This is a genomic window from Tenacibaculum agarivorans, assembly GCF_001936575.1.
Classification (GTDB): Bacteria; Bacteroidota; Bacteroidia; order Flavobacteriales; family Flavobacteriaceae; genus Polaribacter; species Polaribacter agarivorans.
In genome coordinates this window covers 12,411-28,081 of record NZ_MSMP01000039.1, presented here as the reverse complement: position 1 = coordinate 28,081, position 15,671 = coordinate 12,411, and the positions used below count along the sequence as shown (strand labels likewise).

The window sequence follows — 15,671 nt, the reverse complement described above, 5'->3', positions numbered from 1 at the left end:
TAGTGAAGTAATTAAATTTACTGCATCAAAAATTAATAGTATTATTGTTATTTACGCTAATATAATTTATAGTTAAAAGTCAGATTTTGTTTCTTATGTTCAATAATCCAATCTTATTCTTTATTTGCGGTTTAGGAGTTTTTAATGGTTTTTTAGTTGCCTTATATTTTCTCTTTTTTAATAGAGAAAAAAGAGTACAAAACTTTCTGTTTGGTCTGTTAGTATTGTTTTTAAGTATGAGGATTGGTAAATCATTATATGTGATTTTCACTCCTAGAGAAGAACGAAATATTACGCTAATTCAAATAGGGTTATCAGCTTGCTTCTTAATAGGTGTAAGTCTCTTTTATTATATAAGAGCTTCTTTAGAAAATAAAAAAGATTTTCCTTTTAAATGGAAGCTAAACTTTGGGATTTTAGGAATAATCATAACAGTTCTAGGTTTTATTTTTCCTTATGAATATGCTAAAGGTTTTTGGAATTCTTATTTCGTGTATGTTATCTATTTTGTTTGGGGAATATACATTGTGGCTTCTGGTTTTATTCTGAAAAATATAGGTAAAAAATTAATTAGTAAGTCAGAAGAAACTACTACTTCTGAGTTGTGGTTAATTTGGGTGTACATAGCAAATCTACTAATATTTGTAGCATATTTAATAGGAATGTTTTATTTATACTTGGTAGGAACGATTACATTTTCAATTGTCTTTTATGTATTGTTAATTTTCTTTTTGTCTAAGAAAAATAGAGAAGAGATTTTTAAGGATATACCTGAAAAATATGCTTCAAAAAAAATAGTTGAATCAGAAGCTGAAAGTTTACTTGAAAAATTAAATCAGCTTGTTGAAGAAGAAGCATTATATAAAAATACAGATATTAAAATTTCTGATGTGGCCAAAGAAATTAAAATTACACCTCACAAATTGTCACAATTATTGAATGATAATCTAGGAAAAAGCTTTGCTGCCTTTATGAATGCGTATAGAATTGAGGAAGCTAAGAAGTTATTAGAAAAGCGAAAAGATTTGACTTTGGAAGCTATTGGGTTTGAAGCTGGTTTTTCTTCTAAATCAAACTTTTATGCTACGTTTAAAAAAACAGTTGGATTGACTCCATCTCAGTTTCAAAAACAATTTTTATAGTCTAGTTTTATAATTCAGGACACCTAAATTATAAAATATCATCTATTTGAAGTAGAGTTTCAAGAGTTTTGAATCAAATTTAAAATCAAAACTATGAAACGAGCTTTAATAGCGTTTATTTGTATTGTATCACAGATTGCAAATGGGCAATCGGAATTGAAAAACGTAGAAAAAACACTTCAAAATTATATTAAAGGGAGTTCTTATAACGAACTGGAGATACTTAAAAGTGCCTTTGCGGATAATGCAACTTTATACTTAACTACAAAAAGCGGGTTTAAACGATATACCCCCGAAGAGTATGCAGGATTTTTTAAAAATAAGGCAAAGGGAGAATTTAATGGACGTGTTGGTAAAGTGTTAGCAATAGACATTGTAAAAGATATTGCAACTGCAAAAGTCGAAATAGCGGGACCAGAAAGAAAATGGGTATATATTGATTTATTCTTATTGAAAAAGGTTGAAAAAAGTTGGGAGATTATAAGTAAAACAGCAACTAGGGTAGACGATAATGAGTAGAATGAAAATACTAAAAGTTAGTATAGCTTTTTTATTAAATGCAGTTGTTTTCTCTCAAAACTCATCAATAGTATATAAAGATGTTTCTATTGAGATTGATGGGAAATTGAATGAAGAAGTTTGGGAAGGAATACCTATTAATTCAAATTTTCATAATCTGCTACCAACAGATGAAGGGTTGGCAGAGAATCAAACTGAAGTAAAAATATTTCATAATGGTGAATTTTTATATATAGGAGCGGTGTATCATGATAGTACATCAAAGCAACAAGTGAGTTCCTTAAAACGAGATGTTTCTATTGGTTTGAGTGATGCATTTATTGTAGTGTTAGACACACAACATCAACAGCAAAATGGAAATTTATTTGCAGTGAATACATATGGAACACAAGTAGATGCTTTAGTAGAACGAAATGAAACAGGGTATGGATTAAACTTTAGCTGGAATGCTGTATGGGAAACTAAAACATCAGTAATAGGAAATAATAAAGTTTATGAAATAGCTATTCCTTTTAAAGCACTAAATTTTAATAAGGAAAATACAACGTTTGGAGTACAATTTTATGTAAGAGATATTAAAAATAATTCTTGGACTATTTTAACGGATTTAAGTAGGAACTATCTAACGTTTGATTTACGCTTTACAAGAAGTTTTATTGTTGAAAAAATACCTGAAACAGTTCGTTCTCGTTTTGCAGTAACTCCATCTGTAACTGTAAACTATCAAAATATTGATAGTAATGATGAGACTACTTTTAAACCCAGTTTAGATGTACAATATAACGTATCATCTTCTTTAAAGTTAGATGCAACAATTAATCCGGATTTTTCACAAATAGATGTAGATCAACAGGTAACTAATTTATCTCGCTTTTCTGTATTCTTTCCTGAGCGTCGTAATTTCTTTTTAGAAAATGCTGATCTCTTCTCGAATTTAGGTACAACAGATGTAAATCCATTTTATTCTAGGAGAATAGGAGCTCAAAACGAAATTCAATTTGGATTAAAATTATCAGGTAACGTAGCCCAAAAAACTAGAGTAGGGGTATTGAATGTTCAAACAAATGACAATGAAAATAGTAAAGCTCAAAATTATACAGTGTTAGTAGGAGAACAGCAACTACTAAAACAATTAACAGCAACAGCTTTTTTGATAAACAGACAGGAAACTAATGGTTTTAGCTTTGCAAATAACTATAACAGAGTTGCGGGAGGGAATCTGAATTTTAAGTCAGATGATAATAAATGGATTGGATTAGCAAATCTTGCGATGAGCTTTACTAACGATATCTCTGAAAAAAACAAGTTTTTTAATTTGGGAATTGATTATAATGATAGAGGGCTACAGGGAGGTTTTTCAGTTAAAAATGTACAAGAGAATTATATAGCCGATGTTGGTTTTACACCGAGATTGTATACATATGATGCTGTTAATGATGTATTGGTTAGAGAAGGCTACTATCAAACAACGAGTTATTTACAATACACGAAGTTTTATGATGATTCTAAAAAGTTGAATTCAATACGATATTTGAATTATGAGAATAATTCTTATTTTGATATAGATGGTAGTTTAAATCAAATGAGTCATTTTTTAAATTCTGCAGTGTTTTTTAAGGATTTTTCTGCGGTGTATTATGTCTTAAATTATGATGATATTGATCTAAAATATGGTTTTGATGTGCTAGGAAATGGAAATGCATTACTACCTAAAAGATATCATAATTGGAATGTAAAAGTTGGATATAATTCTGCTAATAATCAACAATTACGATATCGAGTAAACATTCAAAAGGGAAAATTTTATGAAGGAGAAAAAATTACAGGAGGTATATATGTGAATTATCAACTATTACCTTTTGCCAACTTAGAATTATCGCATGATGTTAATTCAATTGATTTACATGAATTAGGAAAAGAAACATTTCACTTGAGTAGATTCACAGGAGAGATATTTTTTAATAATCGTTTAAACTGGACAACATACGTACAGTATAATAATCAACGAAATAATTTTAATATCAATAGTAGATTGCAATGGGAATACAAGCCTTTGAGTTATGTATACTTGGTAGTAACAGATAATTTTGATCAAAATTTTAATAGAACCAATTGGGGAGTAGCTTTTAAAATGAATTATCGATTTGATTTTTAAAAGTCGTTTAAACAAAAAAACTCGGAGATAAACTCCGAGTTTTTTATTGATATTTATTTAATCCACTTACACTAACATGGTAACTGGATTTTCGATATACGTTTTTAATGTTTGTAAAAACTGAGCTCCCACAGCACCATCTACAGTTCTATGATCACAAGCTAATGTTAACATCATTGTATTTCCGACTACAATTTGTCCGTCTTTAACTACAGGTTTTTGAACAATAGCACCTACAGATAAAATTGCAGAATTAGGTTGGTTTATAATAGAGGTAAAGCTTTCAATACCAAACATACCTAAGTTAGATACCGTAAATGTACTTCCTTGCATTTCGTTTGGTTTGATTTTTTTACTTCTAGCTTTTCCAGCTAAATCCTTAACGCTAGCTCCAATCTGAGTTAATGTTAACGCATCAGTATGTTTTACAACAGGTACTACTAAACCTTCATCTACAGCTACTGCAACACCAACATGAATATGACTATGATGTTTTGTAGTGTCTTCAGTCCAGCTCGTGTTTACTTGAGGATGCTTTCTTAAAGCCATAGCACAAGCTTTTACGACCATATCATTAAATGATACTTTTACATCAGGAATAGCATTAATTGTTTTACGAGAAGCAATTGCATTATCCATATCTACTTCAATGTTTAAGTAGAAATGCGGAGCAGAGAATTTAGAGTTACCTAAACTTCTAGCGATAGCTTTACGCATTTGAGAGTTTTTAACTTCTTCAGTTTTCTCTTCGCCTGCAATAGTAAAACTCGTAACAGCTTTTGGAGAACTTGTAGCTTGAGCTTGAGGAGTAGCAACTTCTGTTTTAGCAGAAGGAGTATAATTTTCTACATCCTTTTTTATAATTCTACCATTTTCACCAGAGCCTTGTATGTCGGCTAAATTAATTCCTTTGTCTTTAGCTATCTTTTTTGCTAATGGTGAAGCAAAAATTCTTCCTCCGTTTGCATTTGTAGTTGTCGCTACGATTTTAGTCTCATTTACCTTGCTTTCAGAAGTAGTACTAGCACTTTTTTCTGGTGCAGCTTCTTCTTTACTTGATGAAGTATTTGCTACTCCACCGTTTTTATGAGCTTCAAGTACAGCTGAAACGTCAGTTCCTTCAGGACCAATTATAGCTAATAAGCTGTCTACAGGTGCACTATTTCCTTCTTCAATTCCTATATGTAATAATGTACCTTCATAGAAAGATTCAAATTCCATAGTAGCTTTATCAGTTTCTATCTCTGCAAGAATATCACCTTCTTCAACTTTATCTCCTACATTTTTTAACCAAGAAGCTACCGTTCCTTCTACCATAGTATCACTTAACCTAGGCATAGTTACTACTTCAACACCTTCTGGTATACTAACATTTGAAGTTGTTTTTTCTTCTTTTTTAGGAGCTTCTTTAGTTACAGGCTCTTCTTTAGTTTCAGAAGTTCCATTCAATAAGGCAGAGAAATCTTCTCCTTCTTCTCCTATAATAGCTAATAACGTATCAACAGGAGCACCTTCTCCTTCTTTAACTCCTATATGTAATAAGGTTCCTTCATGAAAAGATTCAAACTCCATTGTTGCTTTGTCAGTTTCAATCTCAGCAAGAATATCACCTTCTTCAATTTTATCACCAACTTTTTTTAACCAAGAAGCTACTACTCCTTCTTCCATTGTGTCGCTTAAGCGAGGCATATTTACTACTGTTGCCATGTGTACTTAATTTTGTTGGGTTGTATTATTTAATGAAAGGATAATCTTCTTGTTCGTAAACAACATCGTGTAAGATATTTAGATCTGGGAATGGAGATTCTTCAGCGAATTTCTCACATTCTTTAACCTTATCTTTTACTTCTTTATTAATAGCTTCAATTTCATCATCGGTAGCATAATTATTCTCTTTGATGATATCTAGCACTTGAGTAATAGGATCTATCTTACGATATTCTTCTACTTCATCTTTAGTTCTATAATGTTGTGCATCAGACATTGAGTGACCTCTATATCGATACGTCTTCATTTCTAAGAATGTAGGCCCTTCCCCTTTTCTAGCTCTTTGGATAGCTTCGTCTACAGCTTCAGCTACCTTTACAGGATTCATACCATCTACAGGTCCACAAGGCATTTCATAACCTAAACCTAATTTCCAGATATCTTCATGGTTAGCAGTTCTCTCTACAGAAGTACCCATAGCATATCCATTATTCTCACAAATGAAAATTACAGGTAGTTTCCAGTTCATAGCCATGTTAAATGTTTCGTGCAATGAACCTTGACGTGCAGCTCCATCTCCAAAATAACATAAAGTAACTGCATCGCTATTATGATATTTGTCACCAAAAGCAATACCTGCTCCTAAAGGAATTTGTCCTCCAACAATTCCGTGTCCTCCATAAAATCTAAATTCTTTAGAGAAAATGTGCATAGACCCACCTAAACCTTGAGATGTTCCTGTAGCTTTACCATACAATTCAGCCATTACTCTTTTAGGATCTACTCCCATTCCAATAGGTTGAACGTGGTTACGATATGCCGTAATCATTTTATCTTTGGTTAGATCCATAGCGTGCAATGCTCCAGCTAAAACAGCTTCTTGACCATTATACAAGTGTAAAAAACCTCTTACTTTTTGTTGGATGTATACCGCCGCAAGTTTGTCTTCAAATTTTCTCCAAAAAAGCATGTCCTTATACCAATCTACATAGGTATCCTTAGTGATTTTTTTCATTCTGAGTTGTTGTTTGTTTCTAGTTGCTTAATTATAATGCAATAACAAAAATAACTGTTTTTTAGAGAATAAAAAATGCTATGCGTATAGATTTATCTAAAACGTTTTCGTTTGAAATAGAGAAGAGATTATTTTTCTCGAATTACGTGTGCGATAACTTTGGCACCCTGAGCTAAATTCCATAAATCAGAAACCACTACTGAATCATTAGTGTCAAAAACAGTAAAACCACCAGTATTTGGGCGAAGATATCCTTCATGAACGGCTAAGATTTCAATTTTATTGAAGCCAATTTTCAGTGGAATTTCATAAGTAGTTTGATACTGTTTAAGTGTTTGATTGGTAACTACAGGCTCACCATTAACAAAAATGGAAATTACATCACCATCTAATTGACCAAAATCAAAAGCTCTAACTTTTATTGATGCAGATTTTGTCGTAAAGCTACCAAGATCTTTATCAATTACAGGAAGATCAGTGTTATAACGCTCTGCTTGTTTTTTTAATGTCATTTTTCTTAACATAGCAGGAGTAATAATTCCTTTATTTACTAAATCGTCTTCAGCTTGTTTTTTTCTTCTCTTTTTTTCTAAATCAGCATTAGCTGTTTTAAATCCGTTAGTATTTTCAAAATCTAAAGACTGAGGTTTTTTTACCTCTCTAGCTGGAGCTTCAATTTTACCAATAGAAGTACCTTTACTATTCGCACCACTAGTTTTATCTAATTGGGCAAATAGATTAAAGCTACTTGTTAACACTAAAATTAGAAGGGTATGTAAAACGTTTTGAACCATACTATGAATAATAACAAAGATAATACCAATTTGGTAAAGTAAGTCGTTAACAATTCTTAATTCTTACTTAATTAAAGTGAAAATAAAGTTTTGCTATTAAAAGTATTATTGAATAGGAAAATTAAAATAAGTTTTAGGAAAAGGTTCATTTCTTAAAGTAAAGTGCCACCATTCATTGGAATAGGGTTTAAAACCATGTTTTAGCATAACATTACGTAGTAACATTCTGTTTTCTTTCTGTTTTTTTGTGATGTCTTTGTACCAAACGTGAGATATCTTTCCAAAAAAATCATAAGGACTTCCCATATCTAACTCTTTGTTAGTTTTTAGATCCACTATTGTCAAATCTATAGAACTTCCTCGAGAATGACCAGACTTGCTAGCGATATATCCAAGTTTAAAAAGATTTCTTTTATTTAAATTAGGGTAATACTGTTTTTTAGTTAATGTGTCATTGGGTACTCTGGCCCAACGCACGAAATGGTTGACAGCTCTTTGAGGTCTATATGCATCAAATATTTTTAGACATAACCCTTTTTTTAAAAGCTCATCTTGTACTTTTTTTAAAGCTTTTGCTGTTTGGGTTGAAGTAATCAATACAGGTTCTTTATATCCGTCTACAGGTATTCCAACAAAATTATTGTGAGAACAGTAGCGTAATTCTTTTTTTATACTTGGTGCAATATCTTTTACATAAGAGAAATCTTTAGGCATTTGTTGGGCATAGGTTACTAAGTATCCAAAGCAAAAAAATAAAAAGTATTTTAATTGTGTCATAAGTTACATTTGTGTGTTATAAACCATAGGAAATTGTTCTGGAATTTCTTCATCGGTTTCTCCCAGATTTTGTCGTAAATCAATTTCAATTCCTCTAGCGATAGTCGATATTGGAACATCGTTAGCAGAGCCTTCAAAAGGATTTTCTCCCGTTCTACCTATTCGTTCCATAGTATGGAAAATCCAAGCAATAATAACATAAAAAGGAACAGATAGCCATATGAATATATGTCCAAATAAAGGAAAAATACTGCTAATACTAGCTCCAATCTCAGCAAATTGAGGAACTAAAGCTACAGGCATTATAATTACAAAAAGCCACATAAAATAATGATTTAAAGAAGCAAAATGTCTAGGGTAGGGGAAGTTTTTAATTCTTTCAGATTTACCTTGTAATGTAAATAATTCTTCTATCACATTTTCTAATTCTAAAAATGCGAATTCCCATATTAATCCTTTCTCTTTTAATTTTCGTAAGTGGTGAGATTGTAAATAAAGTAATGCGGTTTGCTTGTTGTTTTTACTTAGCACATATTTCATGTCTTCTTCAGAAAGGTAAGGTTTTAAGTCTTCTGCTAAATCAATATTCCATTCAGGTGGGCTTATTTTTTCTGCCCATTCTTGATTCACCCTCTCTTGTTTGATAACTTCCCAGGGTTTATCAGCTCTCATGGCATGACGAAGTGCCGTCATCCATGCAATATGTCGATAGGTTACTGTTTTTATTTCTTGATGTAACTTGTCTTCAGAAAGTTTATTTTTGGTATGTGCATTAGTGATCATATCTTGAGCAAACATTCCGAAAGTTCTAGAGGTGTTTACAATACCTCCCCAAATTTTTCTTGCTTCCCAAATTCTACCATAGGCAGAATTATTTTGAAAACCAATAACAAAAGATACGGCTGTACCTATTAAGGCTAGAGGAGTCCATGGCATTTTAAGCCATTGTATGTCTAAAAAATAATAGATGCCTACTATACCTGTAATAAAACAAAAGAAAAATAGCGTTTCGTAGCGAGTCCACCTAGCCATGTCTTTTGCTTTAAAAACTTTAAGAGTATACATTATAGTTTAGTTTGCGATTTCAAGAATCTAAACTATTTTAAATAAATGAGATAATCAAATAAAAAAGCCAAAGCTCATTGAGCTTTGGCAAAGTAAACCAAGTATTAGTTTAAGAGTTAGCTAACTAGTAAACTAATGTTGTACAGGAAGATGATTGTAACTTAATACTCGTTTCAACTTCCATTTATTGTTATCAAGAATCCAAAGATGGGTGAATAAGGCCGATCCAGTTGGACTCAGAGAGTTTTCTTTTTTCAAATAAAAATTATGCTTTCCTTTTTGTATTGCCCCATATAGTTTTCCATTCTTTTTTAAGGGGTATACTTCTAAACTGTTATCGACTAACTTTCGAATAGGTTTTTCGTTAGTATTGCCACAAATATTCTGTTGCACAGATGCTAAAAACATTTTTCTGTTCTCAATTCCTGCCACATCATGATAAAACTCAAAATCTTGGTCGATAATATCGTTTAGTTTTTCAACCTCACATTTATTAAAAGTACGTTCAAAAATTACACTGTCTTTACTTTTTAATGTTTTGAAAAGTTGTGAATCCTTGTTTAGTTGGGCTTGAGTTAGAAAAGACGTAAGTAAAGACCAAAGAAATAAAACGATTTTCCAAAATACATTCCCTTTAAAGAAAAAATCAAATAAGTCAGTCATAGTTAGTTGTGTTTAGTTGAGTTTACCAAATTTTGAAAGCTAATATTCCTTCTTCCTCATCATAGTTTCTAAAAAAACCTTTTGGGATAGAACTTAAGGTACTGTTTGATATTTTTAATTCACCTGTATATCCATCATTACAATCAATATTTAATGTTAATCTTTCTATTCTTTGATTGTTATCGTACTTAGAATCATTAATTGTGATGTTGATGTTTCTTTTTTCTTTAAACCATTTTATAAGTCTTAACAATTGTTTTTCAGTAGTTCTTTTACTGATAATGAATTCTGCCTTGCTATCGTTTATAGTACTATCAAATAAAAAGGTTAGCTCTTTGTCATTATTATCATTTCTGTTTTCTTCATATTCTTCTCTTTCTTCTTCTTCTTGCTCTTCATATTCTTCATCTGAATTTGATTTTTTCTCTTTTTTTGAAGTGCAATCCATACACTCAAAACCTCTGGATGTCATTTTGAAATGATGATTTCCCATGTTTCTGTCGTAAATATTATCTACGTTATCTATATCATATAAGAATTTACGAGATGAGTTTTCAAAGAAAATAGTAGTACCTTCAGGTATAAATAATGTTAACATTACTTCTTCATCTTTTCTCATATTTTTAAAATCTGATAAGAAGAAAGCATTAAAAGAAAGTCTGTTATTTTCAGTTTTAAAATTATAGGTAATCTTCTCAGCATTGGCTACAGCATCTCTTCTTTTACGGCCTTCAGACTCTTTCTTTATTTCAACATAAGCCTCGTTATCATCACTTTTTTTGACATTAATTTTTACATTATTAGAGTATTTCATTTTTAAATCCTCGATGTAAACTTCTTTGGAGTTATTCCTTCTTTCCAGATTATGTAAATAGAAGATGTCGTTATCATTTTTAACAGAAACTTTTAGTGGAAGTTGAGTGTCATATACTAAATCTTGTTTACTGGCTTTTATTCCTTCTTTAGCTCTTGAAGTTGCATATTCTATACCTGAAAAGCCTAAGAATAGTAATGAAGCTAACCATACTCCAAACAATGATAAAGATGTAGTTGTATTGAGTCTTTTAATATTAGGAGAAAGTATTCTTAATCCTAAAATTAATAAGGCTAAAAATGGAATTCCTACTACTAATAAACCAAAAATAGTTAGTAGCCATTCAGGTAAAAAAGAATCGTAAAAGAATGGTGGGTAGTCTACTAAATCACTATCGAATCCTAATATTTCTATACTACTTATAGAAAATAAAGCAAATAATAAAGAAATTAAAGTAATTCCTGCTACAAATACTAAAAGTGCGCCAATAAACTTACCAAATACTTTAAATAGTGCGGACAATATTTTACCTACGGTATCTAAAAAATCTTGCAATCCAGACTTGGTTTGATTCCGTAATTTGTCATAATCTGTACTAGAAATCTTGTCAGAAAGGTCACTGGCACCGTCTTTTAGCTTCGTGGAGAGGTATTCAAACTCGTCACGAATTTTTTTTTCAATGCTATCGATATTTACTGGCTCGCCTTCCATCTGTAATTTTTCAGCAGTTGTTTTAGCTTCAGGTAATAAAATCCATAGTAATATGTAAACTAAGAAACCAAAACCAGTAGTAACAGCTGTGATAATAAAAATTAAACGAATCCATATCGTATCTACTTTAGTATAGTGAGCAAAACCAGCTGCTACACCACCTAAGAACTTATTATCTCCGTCTCTAAATAATTTTTTGTTAGACTTTTCTCTTCTAGCGTAAGAATATCCTTCATTATAAGATTCTTCAGCTTCTGTATAGTCTTCAGGCTGACCCATGATAGAAATAATTTCATCTATATCACCTTCGTTAACTACTTGGCGAGCGTCTACAATTCTTTCAGATAAAAGTTCGCTAATTCTAGCTTCAATATCTGCTATAATTTCATTTTTACCTTGAGGATCATCACTAAGCGATCGACCAATGGCGTCTAAATATCGTCTTAATTTTTGATAGGCACTTTCATCTATATGGAAGAAGAATCCACCTAAATTTATATTGATAGTCTTATTCATCTGATGTTGATTTTGTACTTGTTACTTGATTTACTGCATTTACTAAATTATTCCATGTTTTGTCTAGTTCTTTTAAGAACATGCCACCGTTTTCAGTTAAAACATAGTATTTACGCGGTGGTCCAGAAGTAGACTCTTCCCATCGATATGATAAAAGTCCAGCATTTTTAAGTCGTGTAAGTAAAGGATATATGGTACCTTCTACTACGATCATCTGAGCACTTTTTAGAGTTTCTAAGATTTCTGATGTATATGCATCACCTTTTTGCAATATAGATAAGATGCAATACTCCAAAACTCCTTTTCGCATCTGTGCTTTTGTGTTTTCTATCTTCATTAAAGAGTTTTTATTTTATAAATTTTATAACAAAAGGATATTTGTATAATTCTCCATTATTAGCCTTCATCGCAGCGATTATGATTAGTCCAATTTTAATTAGTGTTACAATTCCTACTATAGAAAAGATTCCGAAAAAATTAAAGAAATCACCATTAAAACTTATAGAATGTCTAAAGTCTACATGATCTATTTTATTTAAGATTTTAGAAAAAATTCGGAAAAAGAAAGTAAAGAATGAAGCACCTAATATAAATAAGTATAACCCAAAACTAATATTAAAATTCACAGCTTCTTTCCCATGTTCATCTAAAAAATCGCTTCTATCTTTTTGAGCTTGCCATAGGATTAAAGGGGTAATAATACTTCCTAACGGGAATATATATCCTGCAAAAGAGGATAAGTGTATTAAAAAAGCATTAGTGTTTTCGTTCTGATTTTTCATAATAAAATGATTTATATAATACTTTACAATGCAAATATATGGTTAAAAAAAGGTATTATGCAATACATAGTACTAAAATTTAACATAATTTAACAATTGCAGCTATGTATTTTATTTTATTTGGAATGATGAAAAAGGCTTAAATTGCAAGGAAATACTATTTTATGAAGTTCACACCAAGAAAGATTAATTTGTACTTGCTAGCCAAGTTACCGTCAGCATTTATTACTGGAATTAGAGTAAAAGTAATTTCAGATAATAGTGCAGTTATTAACGTAAAACATAGATGGATAAATCAAAATCCTTTTAAGTCAATGTTTTGGGCTGTACAAGGCATGGCTGCTGAGTTTTCTACAGGTATTTTAATGGTGAAAAAAATTAAAGATTCAGGTAAAAAAGTATCTATGTTGGTAACAAATATGAATGCAACTTTTACTAAAAAAGCTACAGGAAAAATAGAATTTAGATGTGATGAAGGAGATTTAATTGAGAAAGCTATAGCAACAGCAGTAGAAACTGGAGAAGGACAAGTGATTTTATTACATTCTGAAGGAATTAATGAAGAAGGAATTTCTGTTTCTAAGTTTGAATTTGAATGGAGTATTAAAGTAAAACCGTAACAAAAAAAGAAAATTGTAGTCTAACCAAATAAAAGATAACACATGTTTTTAGAAAATAACGCTCACGAAATAGATTATCGCATTTACGGAGAAGAAATGCAGTATGTAGAAATTGAATTAGATCCAGAAGAAGGGGTAGTAGCTGAAAGTGGAAGTTTTATGATGATGGATTCAGATATAAAAATGAATACCATTTTTGGAGACGGATCTAATCAAGAAAAAGGACTACTAGGAAAAATTTTCTCGGCTGGGAAAAGAATTCTAACAGGTGAAAGTCTTTTTATGACAGTTTTTACTAATATCGGTCGCGGTAAAAAACAAGTTTCTTTTGCTTCACCTTATCCAGGTAAAATTATACCTATCGATTTAGTAGAATATGGAGGGAAATTTATTTGTCAAAAAGATGCTTTTTTGTGTGCAGCTAAAGGAGTATCCATTGGAATTGAATTCTCGAAAAAATTAGGAAGAGGTCTTTTTGGGGGTGAAGGATTCATTATGCAAAAGATGGAAGGTGATGGGTTAGGATTTATTCATGCTGGAGGTACTATGGCTAAAAAAGTATTGAAACCGGGTGAAGTATTAAAGGTAGATACAGGTTGTATAGTTGGTTTTACTCAAGATGTAGATTATGATATTGAATTTGTAGGTGGAATAAAAAATACAATTTTTGGAGGTGAAGGATTGTTTTTTGCTACGTTACGTGGACCAGGTACTGTATATATTCAATCACTTCCATTTAGTAGGTTAGCAGGGAGAGTTTTATCTTCAATACCAGGTGGAGGTAAAAGTAAAGGAGAAGGAAGTATATTAGGTGGGATAGGAGACTTATTAGACGGAGATAATTTTTAATATGAAAAAAAATCAAGTTCATAAAAAAACATCGCAATAAAATATTGCGATGTTTTTTTGTAAGTTTTGTTTATTAAATATCTAATTCATTAAAAAGTGTTGTTAGCTTATTCCCGTTACTTGGTCTTGGAGCGTTTGCAGTTACAATGTTCCCGTCAGGGTCTATTAGTATGAATCTAGGCAATCCTCGAATTAAATAGTCTTTAGTAAAATCGAGTTCAAAATGATTTTTACCTGCAAATAACTGTACCCCAGTCATTCTTTTTTCTTTTACAATTTGTTTCCATCTTTCTTTGGCAGGCGCATCATCTACACTAATACTAACAAATTCTATATTTTTATTATGGTATTTTTTTTCTAATTCTTTTAAATATGGGATTTCTTCTTTGCAAAAGCCACACCAAGTTGCCCAAATATCAATAAGTATATATTTCTCTTTACCAATTAAATCATCTAAAGATGTATTACCTCCATTATAATTTTCATAGTTACTAAATTTAGGCGAAGGTTTACCTTTTATGGTATATTTTAATCTATCATATAAACCAGTAATAATTTCTTTATTACTTTTATTGGTAGAAAAGGCTGAATACTTCTTGTAGTATTCTTCTAAATTACTAGATCTAGCAATATTTTCTTTTACCGCTTTGAATAATAGATCGTTTTTAATTAGAGTATCATTTATTATTGAATTTGCGATTTCAATATAGGTTAAGTTGTAATCTCCATCTTCTCTTTTTTTCTTATTGGCTAAGTTATTTAAGTGTTCTTTAATTAATGTCCTGTAAGAGAAAGAGTTAATGTAATCTGTGCTATTGTTGAAATCTACTTCATTTAGTATGTCTTTAGGATAATTACTAGAAACTTCAAATTCACTATCCCCATACAAAATTCGGTGGTAGGCTTGATAATTATTTATGTTTCTTGCAAATTCATAGAAAATGTTTCTTTTTTCTAATTCCAAATAATAAGAAGGTAAATTGAAAGATTCAGCTAAATTCTCAAGTTGAGATTTATACTTATCCATTTTACTTAAAAATGCATCCTCGTTAAGGGAAAATAATTTATCAGCATTACCAAGAATTAAACCGAACTTTTTATATCTAGCAGTTAAGTATTCATTTATTTTAGCAGTTTCTCCACTAAAAATAGGATCTTCACGTCGTTTCTTAGCATCGACGATGAGTTTTAAATCATCTATAGAAGTAAGATATACACCTACAGGTCTTTTTCCTATTCTTAGAGTATAATGACCGGGAGTAATATGAGTAAGCGTATCTAAGAAAGACTTTTTACTTTTATTAAAGTTAATTTTCTTTTCGAAATTAAAGCCAGTGAGCTCTATGGTACGTTTCTTGAAATTATTCACTTCTCCAGAAAGTACTAAATAGTCTTTAGGCTTTTTATCCTTTTTTATCTCACTTTTACATCCAACAAATATCAACAGTGCTAAAAGGATGGGGAATAACTGCTTCATAATATAATTTTATGGGGATATCCTTTTTATATAAAGGATGCACAAATTACCCTTTTTTTAGTAGA

General features: G+C 30.8%; 15 protein-coding genes. 5 read left to right on the top strand and 10 right to left on the bottom strand.

What is annotated here, in order from left to right; all coding sequences use genetic code 11:
• Positions 1-95 precede the first annotated feature (95 nt).
• The 3 genes from BVC87_RS20130 (at position 96) to BVC87_RS20120 (ending at position 3,816) form a co-directional block, all read left to right on the top strand.
• Complete coding sequence (locus tag BVC87_RS20130) at positions 96-1,142, top strand: AraC family transcriptional regulator (RefSeq protein WP_075344210.1); 1,047 nt, start codon at positions 96-98, stop codon at positions 1,140-1,142.
• A 93-nt stretch (positions 1,143-1,235) separates the two neighbouring features.
• The gene (locus tag BVC87_RS20125; protein WP_075344209.1) at positions 1,236-1,661 is read left to right on the top strand and encodes a nuclear transport factor 2 family protein; all 426 of its coding nucleotides are present in this window, start codon (positions 1,236-1,238) and stop codon (positions 1,659-1,661) included.
• Position 1,662: 1 nt separating this feature from the next.
• The gene (locus BVC87_RS20120) at positions 1,663-3,816 is read left to right on the top strand and encodes a DUF5916 domain-containing protein (protein WP_159439396.1); all 2,154 of its coding nucleotides are present in this window, start codon (positions 1,663-1,665) and stop codon (positions 3,814-3,816) included.
• A 66-nt stretch (positions 3,817-3,882) separates the two neighbouring features.
• On the opposite strand, the gene BVC87_RS20115 is transcribed toward BVC87_RS20120, so the two are convergent.
• The 9 genes from BVC87_RS20115 to BVC87_RS20075 all read right to left on the bottom strand — a co-directional run bounded on the left by BVC87_RS20115 (position 3,883) and on the right by BVC87_RS20075 (position 12,660).
• Positions 3,883-5,523, bottom strand: a complete 1,641-nt coding sequence (locus tag BVC87_RS20115; RefSeq protein WP_075344207.1) for a pyruvate dehydrogenase complex dihydrolipoamide acetyltransferase — start codon at positions 5,521-5,523, stop codon at positions 3,883-3,885.
• Positions 5,524-5,548: 25 nt separating this feature from the next.
• Positions 5,549-6,538, bottom strand: coding sequence for a pyruvate dehydrogenase (acetyl-transferring) E1 component subunit alpha (gene pdhA, locus BVC87_RS20110; RefSeq protein ID WP_075344206.1), 990 nt, complete (start codon positions 6,536-6,538; stop codon positions 5,549-5,551).
• A gap of 128 nt (positions 6,539-6,666) precedes the next feature.
• The gene (locus tag BVC87_RS20105; RefSeq protein ID WP_075344205.1) at positions 6,667-7,332 is read right to left on the bottom strand and encodes a hypothetical protein; all 666 of its coding nucleotides are present in this window, start codon (positions 7,330-7,332) and stop codon (positions 6,667-6,669) included.
• 105 nt (positions 7,333-7,437) lie between these two features.
• A complete protein-coding gene (locus BVC87_RS20100; RefSeq protein WP_234974700.1) occupies positions 7,438-8,109 on the bottom strand; it encodes a M15 family metallopeptidase in 672 nt (223 codons plus the stop codon).
• A 3-nt stretch (positions 8,110-8,112) separates the two neighbouring features.
• Positions 8,113-9,174 (bottom strand): bestrophin family protein, encoded by a 1,062-nt coding sequence (locus tag BVC87_RS20095; RefSeq protein WP_075344204.1) that lies wholly within the window; start codon positions 9,172-9,174, stop codon positions 8,113-8,115.
• A gap of 132 nt (positions 9,175-9,306) precedes the next feature.
• Positions 9,307-9,837, bottom strand: a complete 531-nt coding sequence (locus tag BVC87_RS20090; protein ID WP_075344203.1) for a nuclear transport factor 2 family protein — start codon at positions 9,835-9,837, stop codon at positions 9,307-9,309.
• Positions 9,838-9,859: 22 nt separating this feature from the next.
• Positions 9,860-11,878, bottom strand: a complete 2,019-nt coding sequence (locus BVC87_RS20085) for a PspC domain-containing protein (protein WP_075344202.1) — start codon at positions 11,876-11,878, stop codon at positions 9,860-9,862.
• Positions 11,871-12,215, bottom strand: a complete 345-nt coding sequence (locus tag BVC87_RS20080) for a PadR family transcriptional regulator (protein ID WP_075344201.1) — start codon at positions 12,213-12,215, stop codon at positions 11,871-11,873. The genes BVC87_RS20085 and BVC87_RS20080 overlap by 8 nt, the downstream gene beginning before the upstream one ends.
• A gap of 10 nt (positions 12,216-12,225) precedes the next feature.
• Positions 12,226-12,660: a DUF4870 domain-containing protein gene (locus BVC87_RS20075; protein ID WP_075344200.1), complete on the bottom strand. Its 435-nt coding sequence runs from the start codon at positions 12,658-12,660 to the stop codon at positions 12,226-12,228.
• Positions 12,661-12,824: 164 nt separating this feature from the next.
• On the opposite strand from BVC87_RS20075, the gene BVC87_RS20070 reads away from it, so the two are divergent.
• Together BVC87_RS20070 and BVC87_RS20065 are read left to right on the top strand one after the other, a co-directional pair.
• Positions 12,825-13,280 carry a DUF4442 domain-containing protein gene (locus BVC87_RS20070; RefSeq protein ID WP_075344199.1) on the top strand — a complete coding sequence of 152 codons (456 nt, stop codon included), beginning with the start codon at positions 12,825-12,827 and terminating at the stop codon, positions 13,278-13,280.
• 42 nt (positions 13,281-13,322) lie between these two features.
• Positions 13,323-14,129 carry a TIGR00266 family protein gene (locus tag BVC87_RS20065; RefSeq protein WP_075344198.1) on the top strand — a complete coding sequence of 269 codons (807 nt, stop codon included), beginning with the start codon at positions 13,323-13,325 and terminating at the stop codon, positions 14,127-14,129.
• 73 nt (positions 14,130-14,202) lie between these two features.
• Here the strand turns inward: BVC87_RS20065 and BVC87_RS20060 are convergent, their stop codons facing one another.
• Positions 14,203-15,606 (bottom strand): TlpA family protein disulfide reductase, encoded by a 1,404-nt coding sequence (locus BVC87_RS20060; RefSeq protein ID WP_075344197.1) that lies wholly within the window; start codon positions 15,604-15,606, stop codon positions 14,203-14,205.
• Positions 15,607-15,671: the final 65 nt, after the last annotated feature.